Genomic DNA, 21166 nt, shown 5'->3' with positions numbered 1-21166 from the left:
GTGACTAAATACACAGGCCTCAACGGCAGTTTCGCTGAGAACATTCGCCAGTTTGCCGAGCAGGCCCAGGCTGAGCTCGACGCCACCTTCCGCGAAATCGTGATCGAGATCGGCAGTAGCGTTATCCGGATGTCGCCGGTGGGTAACCCCGAGATCTGGGCCGCGAACGTGGCGCATCGTGCCACCAACGTCCGTGCCGCCGATAACTACGATTTCAAGGTCGCTGTGCGCAATACCCTCATCAATCTCAATGAGAACAACTTCACCAAGGCCGGCAAGCTCAAGCGCGGCGTGAAGTACGCCAAGCCGCTGACGAAGGCAGAGCGCGACCAGAACTTCAACGTGAATGGACTGGTTGCCGGCAAGGGCTACGTCGGCGGGCGGTTCCGAGGAAATTGGCAGTTCTTGATCGGGGCGCCTGCGGATGGAGTGCTTGATCAAGTCGATCCGGGTGGCAATGTCACTCTGGCGAAGCTGAAGCTTCAGGTTGAGCAGCTGACCATTGGGCAAACGGCATACATCGTGAACAACCTGCCATACGCGGTGCCGCTCGAGTACGGCCATTCCAAACAGGCACCGGGCGGTATGGTGCGGATCACGCTCGCACGGTTCCAGCAGATCGTCGACGAAGCCATCAGGAACAACCAGGTATGAGCCACAACACCATTGCCTCGATCTACGAGGCCAAGTTGATCGCTTGGGCGAGGGCGCTACCAACACCGTTGAAGGTGGCCGTTGAGAACGAGGAATACACGCCCGTCGACGGGGCGACCTACCTAAAAGCGATCACGTTGCCGGGCGATACCGTGAGCAACACGCTTGCCGGCGATCACAAACTCTTCACCGGTGTGTTTCAGATCAGCATCGTGACACCTGCGGGCAAGTATCGCGGCGCGGCCGGCGCGTTGGCTGACCAGATCGCCGCGCTGTTTCCGCTGTACGAGCGAAACACGAAGGGCGCGCTGACCGTGGTGACCATGACACCGGCTGACCAAGGGCCAGGTATTCCCGACGACACAACCTACACCGTTCCGGTTTCGTTCGCGTACCGGGCCGACACCAACTAATCCGCCCATTGGGCAAACCCAGAACCCGCCATCGAGCGGGTTTTGTCATTTCTGAAGAGAGGAAAACCCCATGGCCGGCATTCAAATGCCCAACGGCGCAACGTTCGAAATTGCTTCCGCCTATGGCACTGCAATCCCATTCACTGCCCTGACCAATGCCAACCCGGCAGTGGCTTCTGCCGCAGCGCACGGCCTGGCCGAAGGCGACATCATCGCCGTCAGTTCTGGTTGGACCCGCCTTGACGGCCGCGCCGTGCAAGTCGGCGAGATTGCCAGTGGCACCTTCGCGCTCGATGGCGTGAACACCACGAGCATTCAGCAGTATCCGGCCGGTTCGGGCGTCGGTACCGCGCGCGAGGTGACCACCTTCACTGAAATCTCGAAAATCACCGAGCTCGGGTCGAGCGGCGGCGACCAGCAGTTTCTGACGTTCGGCTTCCTGGCTGACGATGATGACCGCCAGATGCCGACCACCAAGAACCCGATCACGCTGACCATTACCGTCGCGGACGATCCTTCGCAGCCCTATGTCGATGTCTGTGAGGCGGCGGACGACGACAAGCAGGCTCGCGTTCTGCGCCTGAACCTGCCGGGCGGTAGCCGCATCATCTACAACGGCTACGTCTCGATCACTTCGACCCCGACCATGTCGCGCAACAACCTGATGACTCGCGTGATCAGCATCGCGCTGACCGGCCGACCAACCCGTTACAGCGCCTCGGCGTAAGGAAGGCTCATGGCAAAGTTCACACTCGCCCAGAACCCAACGTTCAAGCACATGGTTATGTTGCCAATAGTCGGCGGCGACCCGGTCAGCGTCGTGTTCGAGTTCAAGTATCGCGATCGGACCGAACTGGCTGGCCTCTACGCGGAGTGGGGCGAGCGTCATAAGACCCTAAAAGAACAAGCGGAAGAGGCCGGCATTGAGCAGTTCACGACTTTGCTGATTGATCTGCAGGTTGAGCAGTTGAAGGCGATCGTCGCCGGCTGGGATATAGCCGAAGAGTTTACGGACGAAAACCTGCGCATCCTCGTCAGCTCCATCGCCGCCACTCCGGGCGCAGTGTTGGCCGCTTATTCCGATGCATTCAGCAACGCACGCCTGGGAAACTCCTAAGCGTCTCCCGCAAGCTGTACGAGCCGGGGCCGTCAGCCGAATCGCTGGCGGCCTTCGGCCTTTCTCTTCGTGACATACCCAACGAAGTCTGTGAGGTCTGGCCTGATGTTTGGCAAGCCTTCAAGGTCTTTGAGGCCATGGGCACCCAGTGGCGTACAGGCGCGTGCGGCGCTACCGGACTCGATTACACGTCAATTCGCCATGTCGCGGGCTTCCTTGGGCTTACCCGGTCGGAGGTCGCCGACGTCTTTCCAGATATCCGCGTCATGGAAGCCGAAGCCCTGCGGGTGATGGCAGAACAGAGGGACAGTAAATGAGCACCACCTTCGCGTCCCTCGGTATCGAGGTGAACTCCTCGTCGGCATCGAAGGCGGCTGACGATCTCGACAAGCTTGTCGACTCGGCAGTTGATGCCGAAAAGGCGATTGATGATCTCGGCAAGTCGGGCGAAGGCTTGGCCAACACCGGCAAGAAGATCAGCCAGGCCGAGAACGAGGCTGCTCAGGGCATCGACAAGGCCACGGGCGCCAAAGAGCGTCAGGTTGATGCCAGCCGCAAGGCAGGTGCCATCGCGGCCAGTGAAATCGCGATCATCAGCCAGCTCGACAAGGCGATGTCCGGCAACCTCAGCAGCATGGAGCAACTGATCCAAGCTGAAGGCTTGCTGGAGCGAGCCAGGAAGGGCGGTCTCGTCACGATTGAACAGCAGGAGGCGTACCAGGATCGGCTCGGAAAATCCTTCGATAAGATCGAGAAAGCTGAAACCAAGGAGGTGGCTCAGAAGCAACGGCTGATCGAGGCTGAAAACCGCCGGATCGAAGCGCTGAAACGGACTGTAAATGGCATTGATCCGGTCACGGACAAGCTGGCCAAGCTTGAGGCTCGTGAGCGGGCTCTCAACGAGCTGCATAAGATCGGTGAGTATGACGCTGTTCGCTACAACGAAGCATTGGCAAAAATAGGAAAGGAGCGCTCCGGTCTCACCGCGACAGAAACTGCATTCGACAAGCTGAAGCTAGGCACCCGCCAGGCTCAAGAAAACGTGATGCAGCTGACAAATGCTCTGCAGTCTGGGGATTGGGGGAGTGGTGCGCGGGCGATTGCGCAGCTTGGTGCGGGAGCTGGCGCAAGTGCTGTTGGATTCCTGGCTATGGCAGCCCCTATTGCTTTGGCGGCAGCCGCAATCGGGGGACTCGTTTATGCGTACTACAAAGGCTGCGCAGAGCAAGATGAGTTCAACAAGTCGATCGTCTCGACGGGTAACTTTGCAGGAACAACTGCAGGTCAGCTTGCAGATATGGCTCGACAAATCAGCTCTACCGTGGGCACTACTGGCGCAGCGGCTGATGTACTGGCAGCGCTGGCCGGAACCGGAAAACTCGCCAGTGGCAGCTTTTCAGAAATTGCCGAAGCTGCGCTGGAGATGGAAAAGGCGACAGGCAAATCAGTTGACGCAACGGTAGCTGAGTTCGTCAAGATTGCGGATGACCCAGTCGCTGCCGCGAAGACGCTGAATGATCAGTACCATTTCCTGACAGCATCGGTTTACTCACAGATTGTCGCCCTGAAGGAGCAGGGTAACGAGATTGGCGCAACCAAGTTGCTCACCGATACCTATGCAGATACGGTCAAAACCCGCGCAACAGAAATCACGAATAACCTTGGCTATGTCGAGCGCGCCTGGAAAGGCATCACCGAAGAAGCCAAGAAGTCGCTTGATGCACTCAATAACGTCGGCAGACAGGCTAGTACGGCTCAGAGAATTACTGAGCTTTCGCAGAAAGTGGCCTATGCACAAAGCGCGGTAAATGCGGATCCCACTGATACCGATGCCGCGGCGAAGTTGAAGTCGTCGAAGCAGGAGCTTTACCATCTCCAGCTTTTATCGTTCGTCGATCAGCAGCGAGCAACAGCCCAGCAGGAGCAAGCCGAAGCTCAGCAGAAAGGCATTGAGGCGGAACTGAAGCTTAAAGCCATCAATGACGCCAATCTCAGCAATGCCGAGAAACGCGACAAACTCATAAAGGACTACAAGCGGACTGTAGAGGAACTGCGTAAGGCAAATCCTGATAGCCCTCTGGTCAAGGATGATTACGTTGCGAAGCAGATTGAAAGCATCAAGGAGAAAAACAAGGATCCAGCAAATTCCGCCGGTACGGTCGACGTAACCGGTTTCAATGACGCCAAAAACCAGCTCACGACAATTCTGGCCGAGTACAGCAACGCCCAGAAGCAACTGGATGCAGCGCAGAAGGCTGGTCTCATCTCCCAAGCCGAATATGTGCAAAAGCGTGACGGCCTGATCGGCAATGAGCGAGATGAGATCACGGCAGCCTACGAGGCCGAGATTGCGGCGTTGGAGGCAGTGAAGAACAAGTCCAGCACCACGGGAGCTCAGCGCATCCAGCTGGACCAAAAGATTGCCGATGCTCGCACGGCGATGGTCAAGGCCCAGAAGGACGCCGACAGCCAGCTCGAAATTCTGGCCACGAACGAGACCGGCCGCCTTGATCGACAAGAGCGATCGATCACGACCTACGTTCAGGCCTTGGCTCAGCAGCAGCGGGCTTTGGAGCTGGCGGGGCAGCGCGCCGTTCTCGGCGTCGGCCAGGGCGATCGCCAGAACGCGCTCAACAACGAACTGAACAGCCAGCAAGACCGGTTCGCTCAGCAATCGCTGGAGCTCGCCAATCAGAAATCCGATCCCTCGCGGAACATGTCGGAGGAAGAGTTCGTCCGTAAGTCGCAGGCGCTCGCCGACGCGAACAAGGCGACCACCGACCAGATCCGGCAGAACTACGCGGACGTGGAGGCGGCGCAGGGGGATTGGACCAAAGGCGCAACCTCGGCCTGGGCCAATTATCTGGATTCAGCCAGCAACATTGCCGGCCAGACGAAAACCTTGTTCGGCAACGCCTTCAGTTCGATGGAAGACGCGGTCGTCAACTTCGCCATGACCGGGAAGCTGTCGTTTGCTGACTTCACCAAGTCGATTCTGGCGGACATGGCGCGGATCGCGACTCGGCAAGCCAGCTCGGCGTTGCTGAGCAGCTTGGTCGGTGCCGCAACCAGCTATTTCACTGGCAGTGGCGCAACCAATGGCTTGGCGGCGGGCTCTGCCGGTGCTGCTTCGTCGGCTGCCGGTGCATCGCAGGCCGGATATACCGGTGTCGACTTCTCTGGCTACAGAGCAACCGGCGGCCCGGTTGCACCGAACTCCTTGTACGAGGTGAACGAACTGGGACCGGAGCTCTACAACGAGGGTGGCCGGTCGTTTCTGATGACTGGTGCCAACGGCGGTAGCGTCACGCCGCTGACCACCGGTGGCGGGCCTGCACTGGCCGCGATGTCTGATGGTGGGGGTAACACGTACAACTTTCCGGTTGCGGTCTCGGTGCAGACGTCCGGGAGCGACGGAGCGGGTGTTTCGCAAGAGACAACCAACCAGCTCGGCAAGAGCATTCAACAGGCAGCAAAAACCGAGGCTGAAACTGCGATTGCCAGAGCGCTGCAGCCAGGCGGATCAATCTGGCGCCTGACAAATGGGAGGGCCTGATGGCCATCGAGAAATTCACCTGGCCAACCGAGCGCGGGGAAACGCCCGATATCAACTATCGGGTGCGTTCCTCGAAGTTCGGCAATGGCTACGCGCAGAACGTCGGAGACGGGCCGAACAACAAAGAGGACTCCTACCCGATCACCTTTGCCGGCCAGAAGGCCAAGGTGCTGGAGATTATGGCGTTCCTCGACCGGCACGCCGGTGCGAAAGCGTTTCTCTGGACAACGCCGCTCGGGGAGCTAGGCCTGTTCACCTGCAAAAATCCCGCTCCCACACCAATGGGCGGCGGCGTCTTCAAACTCACCGCCACCTTCGAGCGTGCATTCCAACCATAAGGGGCAATCATGCCGCTGATCAGTGACATCCAGGTGCTTGAGCCTGGCAGTGAAGTGCTGCTCTTTGAATTGGACGGCACGGACTACGGGGCGGACGTGCTGCGCTTCCACGGGCACGCGATCCCGCACACGGCGGCCGAGCTGATCGCTGCCGGCGACAACGCGGACCAGATTCCGGCGAAGGCGATCTACTGGCAGGGCAACGAGTACAGCGCCTGGCCGATGCAGATTGACGGCATTGAAGCAAACGGCGACGGAACAGCTGTTCGGCCCACGCTGTCGGTCGGCAACGTCAACGGGCGCATCACGGCGCTCTGTCTGGCGTTCGAGGATCTGCTCGAGTTCAAGCTGACGATGCGTCACACGCTGGGCACGTACCTGGACGCGGTGAACTTCCCGGCCGGCAATCCAACGGCAGATCCGACCCAAGAGACGATCGAGGTCTGGTACATCGACCAGAAAACGAACGAGGACGGGGAAACGGTCAGTTGGGAGTTGGCCAGCCCGGGCGACGTCGGTAACGAGTCCATCGGCCGGCAGGCGACGACGCTGTGCCACTGGTGCCTCACCGGTGGATACCGAGGGCCGAACTGTGGCTACACAGGCCCGTACGTGACCAAGGACGGCGTCGTCACGGACAACCCTGAACTGGACGAGTGCGATGCCACGCTGGGCAAGGGATGCATCCCACGCTTCGGCGAGGGAAACCCGCTGTCATTCGGTGGGATGCCCGCTGTTTCACTGATCGCACGGAGCTGACATGCGCAAACACATTCTCAACGCGATCCAGGTGCACGCGGCGGCCGAGTACCCGAAGGAGTGCTGCGGGCTGCTGCTGGCTGTGGGCCGCAAACAGCAGTACTACCCGTGCCGCAATGTATCGACTGAGCCAAACGAAGAGTTCCGAATCGACCCAGAGGAATACGCGGCGGCCGAAGACGTAGGCGAGGTGATCGGCGTGGTGCACTCGCATCCGGACGCCACCAGCCGACCTTCTCCTCGCGACTTGGCCATGTGCGAGGCAACGGCCATGCCCTGGCACATCATCAGTTGGCCCGAGGGCGACCTGCGTACTGTCATGCCTACCGGTGAGGTGCCGCTGCTCAAGCGCCCATTCGTACACGGTGCCTGGGACTGCTGGCAAGTCTGTGCAGATTGGTACAAGCGCGAATGGGGTTTGGAGTTCGAAGTCTTCAAGCGCACCGAGGGCTGGTGGGAGAGCAAGGACAACACCAGCCTGTACGAGGCGAACTATGAGGCCGCCGGCTTCTACCGAGTCGATCAGCCTCAGCGCGGCGACATGATCGTAATGGAAGTGGGGCGGACGGCTTACCCGAACCACGCCGGGATCTTCCTCGGCGCCGATCCGGTACTGCCTGGGGAGGATGCCGCGACGTTCGGCCCTGGCCCGTTCCTGCTGCACCACCTGTACGGCAGGCCGTCCGAGGTCATCGTTTTCGGTGGGCCGTGGTTGGACAAAACACGCCTGATTCTCAGGCACAAAGACGCACAACCAATGACATGATGCGGTAGCACCGCTGGAGCAGGGAATGGAAAACGCTCAGAAATACATGCTGAACATTCGAAATTTATTTGGCACCTCCAGCGGCGTGGTATGCGGCGTGGAGGTTGTTGTCGCTCTTCTCGACGGGGGCACCGAGATCGATCGTTTGAACTTCAAGGGCAAAGTTGGTCCCGGTGGTGATGGCTTCAGTCTCAGCTATACCGGGAAGCCAGGGCTGAGTGCCGAAATCATCTCGGGCCCCGGATCCGTTATGCTGACGAATCTTGCTTAAGAGGACCAGACGAAGTCATCTGTACCTGGCCTGTGCGATCCGTGACGTACTAGATAGCCTTCACCAGCATCAGCTGCTACAGACTCAGCTTCCTCTTCGCTTGGGTATATGCCGAGGAAACTCCACGGCGAGTTTCTAACAACACCCCAGCCAAGCACCCACCCGGCGTTATCTGGGTCCTTCGGAAATTCTCTGCTCATTTCACTTTCCTTGCGTTATCCGCGCCGAAATTGGCGCAATCCCAGTCCTTGGGCTTGCAGGCAAAGGACTGATTATTTTTAGCCAATCAGCATTGTTTGATTTGCTTCCAGGTGGTCTTCGTTTTCTTCACGATCCTGATTTGTTCTTGCCTAACTTCACGATCCTTTGCTCGTCTGGGCGAGCGATATCTGGAGGGGATAGTCCTCATGAAACCATGTCCAAGGCGACCCGCTTCTTGAAGGAGCGTCTCAACAAACGTTTTCTGAGATAACCACCATACTTCTAGTGCCAGCGGTGGACCCATGTAAACAAGTTGGTAAATAATTCGACTTGTTGACGTAGTAGTTTGAACCGCTATTAACATGATTCCCATCGATATGATTGCTGACAACATGAAAGCTACAAAAAGCGCGCCTTCTTTCTGAAGCTGTCGCTGTACTGCGAAGGCATCTACACGAATCGCCTTCGCCTTTCTCAGCTCTTTACTACGGGATTTTCGTAGGACTTTCCCGACGAAGCGTTGCGCAGGAACGAAAGCTTTTTTGAAGCCCCAAAAAGCCAGAGCGACCAGAACCGGGAGATATAAATCTTTGTAGCTAGGCAGATCAGTTGCGAGATCCATCCCGAATCCTTCGAAAGAGTTAAGGCACAACGCTACTATGAAGGGATCCAATTTTGCCACTGGCCTTTCGTCCACACTGGATGGACAGACAGGTTCGAGTTATGTTGCTTGCAACAGAATTGGGTGTGGAGGCACTGTGACAACCAGAAACAATGAAGAAGTCATGGCCCATTACGTGCAAACCATGGGCGAGCCACTTGGAACGGCGTTTGGGCACCTCAATCAGCGAGTGCTTGAGCTGCATCTTGTTTGGGAGCAATACACGCAGCTTTTCGGTGAAAGCGAGGAAACGGTTCATCTGTTGAACAGGACTGCAGGGCTTTTCTTCATGGTTGTGCAAGATGGGCTGTGGGATAGCGTGCTTCTGGGAGTGTCAAAGCTAACCGACCCTGCGCAGACTGGAAAAAACAAAAATCTTTCCATCCGCTCTCTGCCCGACTTGATTGCAGATTGCACGCTACGAGGTCGTGTATCCGACCTGTGCGACGAGGCGTTGATAAAGGCGGAGCGTGCGAGGGATCACCGTAATAAGCGCATAGCACATCAAGATCAGCAGTATTTCTATGACCGAGAGGCGCAGCCATTGGGCGGAGTCAGTAGAACTTTAGTCAAGGAGATGCTTCAATCTATCACTGCGGTGATGAATGAGATAAACGTCTTCTACTGCGACACGACGATGTTCTACGACAGCATCAGCGCTGGTGGAGATGCTGCTTGGTTAGTGCACAAGCTCAAGACGATTGCTAAATAATAAGTTGAATCCAGCTAGCAAAGCCCAGCTAACCCGCTGGGCTTTTTTGTTTTTGACGCCCAATGCTACATTGCCCACCTTTCCACAGGAGTGACCTGCATGAAATTGATCGTAGGGGCGCTGGCGTTAGCGCTGTTGGCGGGGTGTGCGACTTCGCCAACGCCTTCCAGTGAGGCCAAGCAGGCGCCGGCTAGTCAGCTTTCGGCATACCAGGCCAAGCCAACAGGGGCATTTGGGACACTGCAAGTGATCCGTGACTCTGGGCAGACCGGGAGCCTTTGCGCGATGGCGGTTTTTATCGATGGCAAACAGGCCGCCAAGCTCGAGCCGGGCCAGAAAGCATCGTTCTACCTGCCGCCGGATTCGGTTTCAGTCGGCGCGGCTTACACCGGCTCTGGCATCTGCTCGATGGGGGCTGCGCGAGTGGAGCGGGAAGCGATCGTGAAAGACGGAGCGGTCAAGAAATACCGAGTTTTCACCGGGGGAGATGGGCAGATCGACATACTGCCCACGACCCTCTGAACAGACCGCCTCCGGGCGGTTTTTTATTGCCTGGAGAATGGCATGTGCTCAGCAATTACCTACACACCGATGACGAAAGTGATGCTGTCCGGTTCGCTCGCCAAGAAGTTTTTTCGAAGCAAGCAATTCCTTCTCGACGGCGGATCCGCCGTGGAAGTGTTCCGAGCGCTCAATGCAACCATCGACGGTTTCGCTGAAGAAATTAAACGGCTGGAGCGCCTTGGGCTGAAGTTTGCGATCTTTCGAAATCGCGCAAACATCGGGATGGATGGATTCGATCTCGGCGGTACGCGCGAAATTCGCATTGTTCCGGTGATTGCCGGGAGCAAGCGCGCCGGTGGACTGCAGACCATCATCGGCACGGTGATGATCGCCGCTGCCTACGTACTGTCGTTTACTCCGTTTGCAGCCGCATCGCCGTTTTTGTATGCGGCCGGCGCGTCGATGGCGATCGGCGGCGTAATCCAGATGCTCAGCCCCCAAGCCTCAGGCCTGAAGCAAAGCGCATCCCCAGAAAACGCCCCGTCCTATGCCTTCGGCAGCGCCAAGAACACCACGGCCAGCGGCAACCCCGTGCCGATCTGCATCGGCGAAAGGCGGTGGGGCGGGATGATCATTTCGGCCTCGATCCTGGCCGAAGACAAAGTGTAAGCAGGACAGCATCACACCGACCGCCCGCGAGGCGGTTTTTTTATGTCTGGAGGAAAGCATGGGCGCAGAGGAACAGATCGAGATCTACGGCGAAAAGGGCGGCAGCAGCAAGCCGAAGTCGCCGGTTGAAGCCAGCGACAGCCTGCGCTCGACCAACCTGGCAAAGCTGCTGATCGCCGTGGGTGAGGGCGAGTTCGACGCGGTACCGACCGAATACGACATCTACCTAGACAACACGCCGATCCGCGATGCCAGCGGCAACTACAATTTCCCGGGCGTGAAGTGGGACTGGCGCCCGGGATCCGTGGATCAGACATACATTCCGGGCATTCCGTCCGTTGAGAACGAGACGTCGCTGAACATTGAGCTGCGCAGCGACTCGCCGTGGGTGCGCTCGATCACCAACACCCAGCTGTCGGCCGTGCGCATGCGCTTGGCTTGGCCAGCGCTTCAGCAGTCTGACGATCAGGGCAACATCGGCGGCTATCGGATCGAATATGCCATCGACGTGGCCACCGATGGCGGTGCCTATCAGCAGGTGCTGACGGACGCGGTCGACGGCAAGACCACAACACGCTACGAGCGCTCGCGCCGCATCGATCTGCCGGACGCCACCACCGGTTGGCAGATCCGCGTGCGCCGCCTGACGCCGAACCAGAACAGTAACAAGATCGCCGACACCATGCTGGTGGCCGGGTACACCGAAGTGATCGACGCCAAGCTGCGCTACCCGAACACCGCTTTGCTCTACATCGAATTCGACGCCGAGCAGTTCACCAACATTCCGGCCGTGACCGTGAAGTGCAAGGCCCGGCGCTGGATGGTGCCGAGCAACTACGACCCGATTCTGCGCACTTACACCGGGACGTGGGATGGCTCGATGAAGTCGGCCTGGACCAACAACCCGGCGTGGATCACCTACGGGATCTGCACCGAAGAGCGTTTCGGCCTGGGCAAGCGCATCAAGCCTTTCATGGTCGACAAGTGGGAGCTGTACCGGATTGCCCAGTACTGCGATCAGCTGGTGCCTAACGGGCTTGGCGGTCAGGAACCGCGCTTCCTCTGCGATATGAACCTGCAGGGCAAGGCTGATGCCTGGTCGCTGCTGCGCGATATCTCGGCGATTTACCGAGGCATGACCTACTGGGCTCAGGGCCAGCTGGTGATGCAAGCCGACATGCCGCGCGCGCAGGACTTTGACTACGTGTTTACCCGGGCCAACGTGATCGACGGGAAATTCTCGTACGGCAGCGCCTCGGCGAAGACCCGTTACACCCGGGCCCTGGTCAGCTACGACAACCCGGCCAACAACTACGACACCGACGTCATTCCGTTCGCTGATCTAGATCTTCAACGCCGTTACGGCGACCGGCCGACCGAGCTCAGCGCGATTGGCTGTACCCGCGCATCCGAGGCGCAGCGCCGAGGCAAGTGGGCGATCCTCAGCAACAACCAAGACCGCACCGTGTCGTTCAAGACGGGCATGGAAGGCGTGATCCCGTTGCCGGGGCACATCATCCCGGTGGCTGATTCGTTGCTGGCGGGCCGGGAGGTCGGTGGACGGATCTCGTCGGCTGCTGGCCGCGTGGTGACGCTTGATCGGGATACCCAGGCCAAGGCCGGTGATCGATTGATCATCAACCTGCCCGGCGGGCGTGCTGAAGGCCGCACGGTGCAGAGCGTCAACGGCCGCGCAGTAACCGTCACGACCAACTACAGCGAGCCGCCGGTGGCACAACTGCAATGGGCGCTCGACGCGGATGACCTGGCAATCCCGCTATACCGCGTCCTTCGCACCAAGCGTACGACCGAAGGCGACTTCGAAATCAGCGCGTTGCGGTTCGAGCCGAGCAAGTTCGCACACATCGACACCGGTGCGCGCCTGGAAGAGCGGCCGATCAGCGTGATTCCGATCACCGTTGTTCCGCAACCTGCCAGCGTGACCATCACGTCGACGTCGTCGGTGGTTCAGGGCTTGTCCGTTGCCACCATGACCATCAGCTGGCCCGCCGTGGATGGCGCAGTCGGTTATGACGTGGAATGGCGAAAGGACAGCGGCAACTGGATCAAGCTCCAGCGCACTGGTATGACCAACGTGGATGTGGTCGGCATTTACGCCGGCGCCTACGTGGCCCGAGTGCGTGCGGTGAGCGCGTATGACATCACGTCAATCTGGCGCAACTCGATCCTGACCAACCTCAGCGGCAAGCAGGGGTTGCCGCCGGCGCTGAGCTATCTGACCGCCACGCCGCTGCTGTTCGGCATCTATCTGAAGTGGGGATTCCCGGCCGGCGCCGAGGACAGCCAGCGGACGGAGATCTGGTACGGCCCGACCACGGAGCTGGACGCCGCTACCAAGTTGACTGACCTCGCGTACCCGCAGAGCGATTTCTCGATGCTCGGTCTTCGCGCCGGCGTGACGTTCTATTTCTGGGGGCGGATCGTCGACAAGATCGGCAACATCGGTCCGTGGTTTCCGATCGGCACCGGGGTTCAAGGGCAGTCGAGTGCGGATGCGGCGGCGATTCTGGAAATGATCGCTGGGGAGATTGGCAGAACTGAACTGGGCCAGGACATCCTTGACGAAATCGACAAAATCCCGGGTTTGCAGGCTCAGATCGATGCGCTGGATGGCCTGAAAGGCTACAACCCGGAGGCCACCTACGAGGAATACGACCTGGTGGTGCAGGGCAAGCGGATCTATCAGGCCACCGGCCCCGTGCCAGTCGACACTCCTCCGCCGAATCCTGCGTATTGGCTCGATGTAGGCCAGACCGTGGAAACGGCAAACGGACTTGCCCAGCAGGTGGCGACCAACACCGCCGATATCACCGAACTCGACGGCGTGGTCACCGCGCAGGCCACTGCGTTCGAGGCGCTGCGGGCATCCTCTCGGGACGATGGAGGGGAGGGTGATCTCAATGATGCTTTGCAGGGCTGGAGTAGCACGGCGAGCATCGCGACCGAGAAAAAGGTTCGGGCATCGGAAAACGCAGCCACTGCGCGGACGGTAACCGAACTGACGGCCACGGTCGGCGAGAACCAGGCGTCGGTCATTGATCTTCGCGAAACGGTTGCCACAGACAAGGCTGCCACCGCGCAGGCTATCACCCAGGTCAATGTGAAGGTCGGCGAGAACACCGCCGCCATTCAGGAAACCTCGACTGCCTACTCGGATACCAGCGGCAAGCTCTCGACGATGTGGTCGGTGAAGATGCAGGTCACCCAGAATGGGCAGTACGTCGCGGCGGGCATTGGCCTTGGCATTGAAAACACGGGCGCCGGCTTGCAAAGCCAGTTTCTGGTTGCGGCTGATCGGTTCGCGATCGTGAACACCATTGCCGGCGGTGCCATCTCGGTGCCGTTCGCGGTGCAGGGTGGGCAGGTTTTCATGAACTCGGCGTTCATCGCTGACGGCACGATCACCAACGCCAAGATTGGCAGCTATATCAGCTCGACCAACTACATCGCCGGCCAGCAAGGCTGGATTCTCAACAAAGACGGAACGCTGGAAATCAACGGAATCGTGCCCGGTCAGGGCCGGCTGGTGATCAACTCGCTGAACGTCTCGGTCTACGACGCCAATAACGTGTTGCGGGTCCGGCTCGGCTATCTGGGGTGATCAATGGCACATGGAATGCGGATCTGGGGCGCCGACGGCGCCCTTCAGGTCGATGAGAACTCATTCACCATTCGGGTGGTGCTGTCGACGCTGGTGACTTTCAGTAATGCCGCGAAGACCAACCAGGACTTTTCGGTGCCTGGCGTTGGACCTGGGAACGGCGTAGCGATTGTTGTGCCCATCGGTCCTTACACCGACCAGCAACAGCAGTTCGAAACCGAGCTCGTCGACAACGTGGCGAGGGTCTATAACCACACGCGCGGGTACGCCAGTACGATCGCGTCAGGGACGATGCGACTGATCGTAATGAGGTTCAACTGATGGCGGGATACGGCCTTCAATTCACAAACAACAGCAACGTGGTCACTATCGACTCGGAGTTTGCCCGGTTGATGGTGATCTCCAGCGGAAGGTATGCGCCGACTGAAGAAGCAGGCATGGGTTCAACAACCTACTTCGAGAGGCCAGTGACTTCCCAGGAGCCGCCACTGGTCTTTGTACGCCCGGACAACAGCGCTTTGATCGCAGGCCTGAGCAATATGCGGTTAATCGGCTCGGCCGGTAACTGGACCGGCTTCTACGTCAGGACGTACAGCAACGCCACCGCTCAGCCGAACGGCCGATATTTCGTGGCAGCGTTTGCTGCACAAGCGGTCGCTCAGTACGGCATGCGGCTTTGGGACGGGGCCGGGAAGTTGCTTTTCGACTCCGGAACGCCAAACGCAACGTTCACGCGAGCTTTCCAGAACTGGACATACGTGAAGTCGGATCAGACCGATCAAGGCTTATACCGCAATTACTATTCGGTGCCTTTCAGCTTCCCCCAGAACGAATTCATGCTGATCAATAACTTCGGCATGACGATGGTTTCGGGAGGGACGATCCCTCGGCAGCTGTATTGCACTTGGGATTTTTCCGCTGGCACGCTCTATGCGGTAACTGTTGCAGCAAACAACCCATTCGCCTTTTTCTTGCCTGCGGTCTTTGCGAAGCAGGCTGTCTAACTTCCCAATAGGAACACGCCATGCCCTGGTACAAAACCGGGACGGTTTCTGTCGTCCAAAATTCCAATGCGGTGATCGGCACCAATACTGCGTTCATCGCCAACGCCCGAGTCGGTGATGCGTTCCGCGGCCCGGATGGTGGCTGGTACGAGGTGACCAACATCGCCAGCGATACAGCGCTTTCGATTTCGCCGAACTACCAAGGCGCGACCGACAACGCTGGTGCATACGCGTTGGCTCCCATGCAGGGTTATGTCAAAGACTCGGCAGACGCCTTGCGCGCACTCGTCAATCAATGGGGCGCCAAGCTGGCGGAACTCGGGACGACTGGGAATTACGACATCTTGCCGGTTGAAAAGGGAGGGACGGGCGCCATCACCGGCTCGGCAGCGCTCACCAACTTAGGATTTTCCAATTTCGCCAAGACCTTGGTTGATGATACGGATGCCGCTGCGGCCCGGACAACGTTGGTGGCGGCGAAGTCTGGCGCAAACTCGGACATTACTGAACTGAATGGGCTGACGAAACCGATCACCCCGTTACAGGGTGGCGTGTCGGACGGGTACATCGATGGCCTCAACCCGATCTGGAACTCTTCAAACTCCATCAGCGTGGACTCCGGTGCTGCATTCATTCCTGGATTGGCCAAAACACTGAAGGTATCGGCACCGCTGACACTTTCTGGCCTCACGCTGGCGGCAAACACCTGGTACTACCTTTACCTTTTTGAGAGCGCGGGCGCAGCGGCAATCGAGTTGGTAACGACCGCACCGGCGGCAACTTACTTCGGTACTGCAAGAACCAAAACTGGCGATACCAACCGGCGTTTCATTGCCGCCGTGCGCTCCGGCGCGAGCGGCTTACGACCATTTCTGTTATCCGGTGGCGCGCTTATTTACACCGAAGGCACATCGACCACTCTGGCATTATCAGGAGGCACAGCCACAACCTCTACATCAGTTAGCTGTTCTTCCTTTATCCCTCCTACAACGCAAAGGTGCATTTTGATGCTTTATGCCGCGCCGAGCGGCGGCACACTAATTGTCGGGTACGCGAATACGATCGAATTGTTGTCCTGCCCTGCTGGAAATCGTTATCAGGCTGATACCTTGTGCAGCACGGTTCAGACGATCAACTACAGGAATAATGCTGCTGTTACGACAGGTAGCTCTATTGGCGTGCACGGTTACGGACTGGAGCGATAAATCATGTCTTATGCGATTACGAATACTGGCTGGAGAGCTATCGGCGAGGGATGGGAGTTGGCCGAAGGCGAAACCTATACTGAGGAAATACCTAAGTGGCTGCTCATGGTTGCCGAGGGGCAGCGAATCGAAACGGCTGCTAGGATCACACTGGGTACTCTGATGACTGAAGCTGACAACGTAATCCAGCCACTGCAGGATGATTACGACGTGGGAGATATCACGGAAGTAAATCTTGCGAAGTGGAAAGCTTGGAAGAGATATCGCAGTGCTCTAATCAAGACGCCGGATCGGGCTGGGTGGCCGCTCGACCCGGATTGGCCAGCAATTATACCTTGATATTTAAATCTTGGTTCATCGCCTGTTTTTTCTTGCGGAACAATAGGTTAAGTGTTTTTGTCCAAGGCTCATCTACGATATAGGTGAAACAAATCGACAATGCAACAGTTGATGCTACATAACATATAAATGTTATTGGGGCCGACTCTGTGGCAATGTATACTGATGATGCTACGCTGTTTAACGTTAGGAAGTGGGCTAGATATAACCCGAAAGATATCTCGCCAAGTTTCAGAAAAAAGCTATTGGAGAACGCAAGTTTCAATGCTTCGTTTATACTAACAGATATAATTAGCAGTGCCGCACCTACAGGATAGAAGAAATCGCTAGCAAAACCAGATATGGCATTCGGTAAAGCAAGTGAGGATAGTGAGAGCGCGAGTGCTAGGGTTATAATTGATGCTCGTAGAGAGGTGCTTGATTTTCTTTCTGAAACCACTATGGCTAGCACTGCTCCTATTATGAATTCGAAATAGTGCGTTCCGTAGGAGGTTGCTGCTAAGCAAATTAATATCGCTATTCGAATAGAATTTTTGATATTTTTAGTAATGATCGCAATAAATATTACTCCGATTACGGCAAATAGTTCGTATGATATAGTCCATAAGTTCGAATTGTATGTGCGGTTTGGGTTGAATGATACATAGTCGAACCATAAGGATTCAAAAATTGCCAAGCTAAGACTTGGTTCGAATACGTACCAGCGCCCGAGCCAGTCAGATCCACTTAGCTTTGCCGCCGCTTGATTTTTGAAAAATCCGGTTTTATGCATGACGTATGCTAGAAGGCATATAGATAATATGGGGATGCTTAGTCTTAGAAAACGTTTGACTGATGCCTTTACGCCATTTAAAAAACTCTCAGACTTAAATTTATCAAAAAAAAGATACCCGCTTAGAACAAAGAACAGTGAGACTGCAAAGTGCCCGTTCCATAATGCGCTTATTAATGTGTGATTTATGAAATGGTTTCCAGAGATAAGCGAGTTATCGAACGACCTGAAAAAATGAAAGAGTGCAACCGACAATGCTGCTACACCTCGAATACCATCAAGGTGAAGTGTTCGATTTTTTTTAGTTGATAGATTCGTACTCATAGGCTCTTGATTCATCGTTCGGAATATTTGCGGTTCTGAAAATTAGCCTCATTCTACCTTTGGCCCGCCATCGTGCGGGTTTCTTTTTGCCAGGAGAAAAATGATGACTGCGACCGAAACAGACCGCGACATCCTCGCCCGCACGATTTGGGGCGAGGCCCGCGGCGAAGGAATCGCCGGCCAGATCGCCGTGGCCTGGACGATCCGCAACCGCGTGTTCGATGGAAAGGAAAAGTCGTGGTGGGGAGAAGGGTACGCCGGCGTCTGCCAAAAGCCTTACCAGTTCAGCTGCTGGAACAAGACCGATCCGAACTATCAGTTCCTGATCGGCGTGAAGCAGATCCCGTTCCGCGAGCTGGCGCAGTGCCGGATTGCTGCTGACCAGGTAATCGACGGCAAGGTGCCTGATCCCACGGGCGGAGCCACGCACTACTACGCGCTCAGCATGAAGACTCCGCCCGCCTGGGCGGCCAAGGCGAAGCAGACGCTGTTGCTCGGTGGCCACGTTTTTTTCCGGGATGTGCCGTGATGGTGGTGCCGTGGAAGGCCGTCTGCGCGGTGGCGCTGGTGCTGATCGGCGCCGGTAGCGCGTGGCAGTTTCAGGACTGGCGCTACGGCAAGCAGTTGGCAAATCAAGCCCGACTGCACACCGAAACCCTGAATCAGATGACCATGGCAGCCGCTACCGCGCAACAGGCCGAGCAGGACAAGCGGCTGGCGCTTGAGCAGCGGCTGGCGGCCAGCGATAAAACCCACACCGAGAAAATGACCAATGCTCAAAAAGCCCAGGCTCTTCTGCGCGATCGCCTTGCCACTTCTGATCTGCGGCTGTCAGTCCTCCTCGACGCGGGTTCAACCGGTGGCTGTTCAGTGCCTGCCACCTCCGGCGCCGGCGGCGTGGTTCATGACCCCGTACGAGCCGAACTTGACCCAGCGCATGCTCAACGAATTGTCGCCATCACCAGTGAAGGCGACCGGGGACTGATTGCGCTACAGGCGTGCCAGGCCTATATCCGCGCGTTGACTGATGGCTCAGAGCTATTGTTGCGGGGTGAGCGACCTTGACCCATCATTCAGTTTCAGGTTGATGAAGCGGTGGCATGGATAAGCAACTGGCTGGATATTCGATTGTGTTGACGATCATCTGGGTTTCAGCGGTGGTTGCCGTGATGTATTGGATGTCGCACTGAAGGTAATGGATGGTCGATGTGGAAGGCGTGGTGCTGGGCGCCAAGGCACGAAAAGTTGCGGATCGGCTGCTGGCGCAGATTGTCCGGGTCGATTCGATGATCATCGCTGTGAAGGCTGGCGCACGTGCGGATGGCTTCGTGCTCGGGTTGGAAACCGGCGGGGCTCGGCGCGCTGGCGATTCTGAAAGGCTGTACATCATTTTTTAAGCGGCTCTGTTGGAGCGCTTGAAAACATTGTCGCGCAGCTGAATCATTCGACCGGCTTGATCAAGCTCGGACCTTGATTACGAACGTTCCCCACCGCCCGGTCGACTTTGAACCACTCAAAAACCTCTGTTGGCTCGCCCTAGTGCAGCACGATTTGCTCGGCGCGCTCTTTCGGTGTGGCCGGGTCCAACCATTCTCTGGCCAACTCCGGCGAAAGGGCGACTGGCCGCCGGTCATGAATGTCGACCATGCCGCCAGCACTATCGGCAGTGATGATGACAAAGCCATCATGCTCGCCCGGGTCATGTTCTTCGTTAGGATACTGGCCGATCGCGGCGCAGAGAATTGGCGACTGGTCCCGATGCCGGATCAGATACGGCTGCTTCTTCGGGCCACCTTCGTCAACCCACTCGAACCAGTTGTTGATCGCAATGATCGCCCGGTGCGGCCATAACGCGCGGAAGAATGGGCCGTGGGCGACTTTCTCGACACGGGCATTGATCGGTGCGGCGCGGTCTTTCGCCCAGTGCGGGCGCCATCCCCAGCGAACCATGTCCGCATGCAGGAACTGACCTTCTTGGTGGAATAGCGCAAGCTGGGCGGTCGGGGCGGCGTTGTATCGCTCGAAAGGCTGTTCGCCGGTGGAATTGATCAGGGCGTTCGGCATGCTGAGCGCTGCCACGAAGTCGTGAATGCCGCTGTACTGGGAGAGTCGTCCGCACATTGTCAGATCCTCACATGAGCCTTCAGCGTAGACCAGCGGGCGTCGGCTTCGTCACAAACGTCTTTCGTCGCAGTTTTCGCAAAAATACGACGACTCTTCTCGCTCTCGAGCATCCCTGAGTAAGCGCTGGTTTTCATTGAATAGGAAGTTTCTATTGTGCTCGACGTCGGCGAGTCTTCGCCTTTCGCTCAGCAAATCTCCTTCGGTGTACTGAAGCTTCGCTCTGAGAGAATCCCTCTCCTGCCTGAGCGCATCATTGTCTCGGACCAGGCCATGAACATTTTCCAGCGCGCGCTTGAGGTTAAGGTTGAGCGCTTCGAATTCGTTCTCATACATCCGGAGCTGATGCCGGCAGGTTTCGAGCGGCGTCGGGCAGCCGAGCCAGTCGTCGGTGTTTTCGATATCGGAGAGATCCACGGGAAGTGCCTTGCTTTGTACTGTTTGGATATACAGTAAGCGAGGGAAGGCTGGTGGGCGAGGGTGAGGCGACGAGCAGTAGAAGAGTTTAAGTTTCTTGAATGGCATAAGTTGTACATATACAGTGCATCTGTATAGGTTCTTGGTTCAGTGACATGACTCCGCTGGAAAAGCTACTTAAATGGCATGCGCACTGGTCAATTTCAAATGCAACCGTGAGGTGCAAATGCTGCGGCGCTACGCAACCAGAAAAGGCTAAATCCGAGCGATTTGAGCATTTTTCGTTTTGCTTTCTTCAAAACCCAAGCACCGATCCCTGGCAAGCGCTGGACGAGGTGATATCAGCATTTGACCTGGTATAAAAGGTCAATCCGGCGTCATTAACACGGCCAAGGTCATCTTGATGAACTCCTCATTTCGATCGATTGCGCCCAGTGACACGCGAACGTTTTCCCCGACTTCGGCGAATCCGCGCTGCTCAACCCAAAGGGTGAGCTCCATGATGGCGGCTTCGAGGGCCAGTTGATTCTCGTTAATCTTGTAGAGCAGGGAAGGGAGCAGATCAGAGTTAGACATCGCGTGTTCCTCCGTGAAAGAGCCCAGCGTAGCACCGTGTTACATGAAGAGTGTTTTATGTTCGGCAGGACGCCGGAGAAGGGAGTGAAAAGCTGCTAGTTATGGAACACGTCCAGAATAGTTATGGAACACATCTCGATGACCGCATATTTTTCAGAACGCCAG

General features: G+C 57.2%; 25 protein-coding genes and 1 pseudogene. 21 read left to right on the top strand and 5 right to left on the bottom strand.

All coding sequences use genetic code 11. The features are described 5' to 3' along the window. From MKZ87_RS07080 to MKZ87_RS07035, 10 genes are all read left to right on the top strand, one after another. Positions 1-654, top strand: a complete 654-nt coding sequence (locus MKZ87_RS07080) for a hypothetical protein (protein WP_266200490.1) — start codon at positions 1-3, stop codon at positions 652-654. Further along, positions 651-1067 carry a phage tail terminator-like protein gene (locus tag MKZ87_RS07075; RefSeq protein WP_266200489.1) on the top strand — a complete coding sequence of 139 codons (417 nt, stop codon included), beginning with the start codon at positions 651-653 and terminating at the stop codon, positions 1065-1067. The genes MKZ87_RS07080 and MKZ87_RS07075 overlap by 4 nt, the downstream gene beginning before the upstream one ends. A gap of 70 nt (positions 1068-1137) precedes the next feature. Continuing rightward, positions 1138-1794 (top strand): phage tail protein, encoded by a 657-nt coding sequence (locus MKZ87_RS07070; RefSeq protein ID WP_266200488.1) that lies wholly within the window; start codon positions 1138-1140, stop codon positions 1792-1794. Between the two features lie 9 nt (positions 1795-1803). Further along, positions 1804-2184, top strand: coding sequence for a phage tail assembly chaperone (locus MKZ87_RS07065; protein ID WP_266200487.1), 381 nt, complete (start codon positions 1804-1806; stop codon positions 2182-2184). A 14-nt stretch (positions 2185-2198) separates the two neighbouring features. After that, a complete protein-coding gene (locus tag MKZ87_RS07060; RefSeq protein ID WP_416383547.1) occupies positions 2199-2501 on the top strand; it encodes a DUF1799 domain-containing protein in 303 nt (100 codons plus the stop codon). Then, positions 2498-5740, top strand: coding sequence for a phage tail tape measure protein (locus MKZ87_RS07055; RefSeq protein ID WP_266200486.1), 3243 nt, complete (start codon positions 2498-2500; stop codon positions 5738-5740). Before MKZ87_RS07060 ends, MKZ87_RS07055 begins: the two co-directional genes overlap by 4 nt. Then, positions 5740-6078 carry a phage tail protein gene (locus tag MKZ87_RS07050; RefSeq protein WP_115077743.1) on the top strand — a complete coding sequence of 113 codons (339 nt, stop codon included), beginning with the start codon at positions 5740-5742 and terminating at the stop codon, positions 6076-6078. The genes MKZ87_RS07055 and MKZ87_RS07050 overlap by 1 nt, the downstream gene beginning before the upstream one ends. Before the next feature lie 9 nt (positions 6079-6087). Next, positions 6088-6837: a phage minor tail protein L gene (locus tag MKZ87_RS07045; RefSeq protein ID WP_227235427.1), complete on the top strand. Its 750-nt coding sequence runs from the start codon at positions 6088-6090 to the stop codon at positions 6835-6837. Between the two features lies 1 nt (position 6838). Further along, positions 6839-7603 carry a C40 family peptidase gene (locus MKZ87_RS07040; RefSeq protein ID WP_266200485.1) on the top strand — a complete coding sequence of 255 codons (765 nt, stop codon included), beginning with the start codon at positions 6839-6841 and terminating at the stop codon, positions 7601-7603. Between the two features lie 25 nt (positions 7604-7628). Next, positions 7629-7874 carry a hypothetical protein gene (locus MKZ87_RS07035; RefSeq protein ID WP_234205112.1) on the top strand — a complete coding sequence of 82 codons (246 nt, stop codon included), beginning with the start codon at positions 7629-7631 and terminating at the stop codon, positions 7872-7874. Positions 7875-8160: 286 nt separating this feature from the next. On the opposite strand, the gene MKZ87_RS07030 is transcribed toward MKZ87_RS07035, so the two are convergent. After that, positions 8161-8697, bottom strand: a complete 537-nt coding sequence (locus tag MKZ87_RS07030) for a hypothetical protein (RefSeq protein ID WP_266200484.1) — start codon at positions 8695-8697, stop codon at positions 8161-8163. A gap of 163 nt (positions 8698-8860) precedes the next feature. Here MKZ87_RS07030 and MKZ87_RS07025 point away from each other — a divergent pair, with 163 nt between their 5' ends. The 8 genes from MKZ87_RS07025 to MKZ87_RS06990 all read left to right on the top strand — a co-directional run bounded on the left by MKZ87_RS07025 (position 8861) and on the right by MKZ87_RS06990 (position 16791). Beyond that, on the top strand, positions 8861-9448 hold the full coding sequence (locus MKZ87_RS07025) for a hypothetical protein (protein WP_266200483.1): 588 nt from the start codon (positions 8861-8863) through the stop codon (positions 9446-9448). A gap of 99 nt (positions 9449-9547) precedes the next feature. Beyond that, entirely contained in the window at positions 9548-9970 is a 423-nt protein-coding gene (locus MKZ87_RS07020) for a hypothetical protein (RefSeq protein ID WP_266200482.1), read from the top strand. 42 nt (positions 9971-10012) lie between these two features. After that, positions 10013-10621 carry a tail assembly protein gene (locus MKZ87_RS07015; RefSeq protein WP_266200481.1) on the top strand — a complete coding sequence of 203 codons (609 nt, stop codon included), beginning with the start codon at positions 10013-10015 and terminating at the stop codon, positions 10619-10621. 58 nt (positions 10622-10679) lie between these two features. After that, on the top strand, positions 10680-14243 hold the full coding sequence (locus MKZ87_RS07010) for a host specificity protein J (protein WP_266200480.1): 3564 nt from the start codon (positions 10680-10682) through the stop codon (positions 14241-14243). Between the two features lie 15 nt (positions 14244-14258). Next, the gene (locus MKZ87_RS07005; protein ID WP_234205116.1) at positions 14259-14564 is read left to right on the top strand and encodes a hypothetical protein; all 306 of its coding nucleotides are present in this window, start codon (positions 14259-14261) and stop codon (positions 14562-14564) included. Beyond that, the gene (locus MKZ87_RS07000) at positions 14561-15247 is read left to right on the top strand and encodes a hypothetical protein (RefSeq protein ID WP_234206615.1); all 687 of its coding nucleotides are present in this window, start codon (positions 14561-14563) and stop codon (positions 15245-15247) included. Before MKZ87_RS07005 ends, MKZ87_RS07000 begins: the two co-directional genes overlap by 4 nt. A gap of 20 nt (positions 15248-15267) precedes the next feature. Beyond that, a complete protein-coding gene (locus MKZ87_RS06995; RefSeq protein ID WP_266200479.1) occupies positions 15268-16452 on the top strand; it encodes a hypothetical protein in 1185 nt (394 codons plus the stop codon). A gap of 3 nt (positions 16453-16455) precedes the next feature. Next, entirely contained in the window at positions 16456-16791 is a 336-nt protein-coding gene (locus MKZ87_RS06990) for a tail fiber assembly protein (protein WP_266200478.1), read from the top strand. Here the strand turns inward: MKZ87_RS06990 and MKZ87_RS06985 are convergent. Further along, entirely contained in the window at positions 16781-17887 is a 1107-nt protein-coding gene (locus MKZ87_RS06985) for an acyltransferase family protein (protein ID WP_266200477.1), read from the bottom strand. The genes MKZ87_RS06990 and MKZ87_RS06985 overlap by 11 nt on opposite strands. 103 nt (positions 17888-17990) lie before the next feature. Between MKZ87_RS06985 and MKZ87_RS06980 the strand changes: the two genes are divergently transcribed. The 3 genes from MKZ87_RS06980 to MKZ87_RS06970 all read left to right on the top strand — a co-directional run bounded on the left by MKZ87_RS06980 (position 17991) and on the right by MKZ87_RS06970 (position 19284). Then, on the top strand, positions 17991-18416 hold the full coding sequence (locus tag MKZ87_RS06980) for a cell wall hydrolase (protein ID WP_266200476.1): 426 nt from the start codon (positions 17991-17993) through the stop codon (positions 18414-18416). After that, entirely contained in the window at positions 18416-18952 is a 537-nt protein-coding gene (locus MKZ87_RS06975) for a lysis system i-spanin subunit Rz (protein WP_266200475.1), read from the top strand. Before MKZ87_RS06980 ends, MKZ87_RS06975 begins: the two co-directional genes overlap by 1 nt. 134 nt (positions 18953-19086) lie before the next feature. Next, positions 19087-19284 (top strand): hypothetical protein, encoded by a 198-nt coding sequence (locus MKZ87_RS06970; protein WP_266200474.1) that lies wholly within the window; start codon positions 19087-19089, stop codon positions 19282-19284. Between the two features lie 43 nt (positions 19285-19327). On the opposite strand, the pseudogene MKZ87_RS06965 reads toward MKZ87_RS06970, so the two are convergent. The 3 genes and pseudogenes from MKZ87_RS06965 to MKZ87_RS06955 all read right to left on the bottom strand — a co-directional run bounded on the left by MKZ87_RS06965 (position 19328) and on the right by MKZ87_RS06955 (position 21001). After that, positions 19328-20008, bottom strand: a pseudogene (locus MKZ87_RS06965) (SOS response-associated peptidase family protein). A gap of 51 nt (positions 20009-20059) precedes the next feature. Next, complete coding sequence (locus MKZ87_RS06960; protein ID WP_266200473.1) at positions 20060-20425, bottom strand: hypothetical protein; 366 nt, start codon at positions 20423-20425, stop codon at positions 20060-20062. Positions 20426-20791: 366 nt separating this feature from the next. Next, positions 20792-21001, bottom strand: a complete 210-nt coding sequence (locus MKZ87_RS06955) for a hypothetical protein (RefSeq protein ID WP_266200472.1) — start codon at positions 20999-21001, stop codon at positions 20792-20794. Between the last annotated feature and the right edge of the window lie 165 nt (positions 21002-21166).

The organism is Pseudomonas sp. MCal1 (genome assembly GCF_026341415.1).
Lineage (GTDB): Bacteria > Pseudomonadota > Gammaproteobacteria > Pseudomonadales > Pseudomonadaceae > Aquipseudomonas.
The sequence above is the reverse complement of the archived record's forward strand: the minus strand, read 5'-3'. Positions and strand labels throughout refer to the sequence as shown.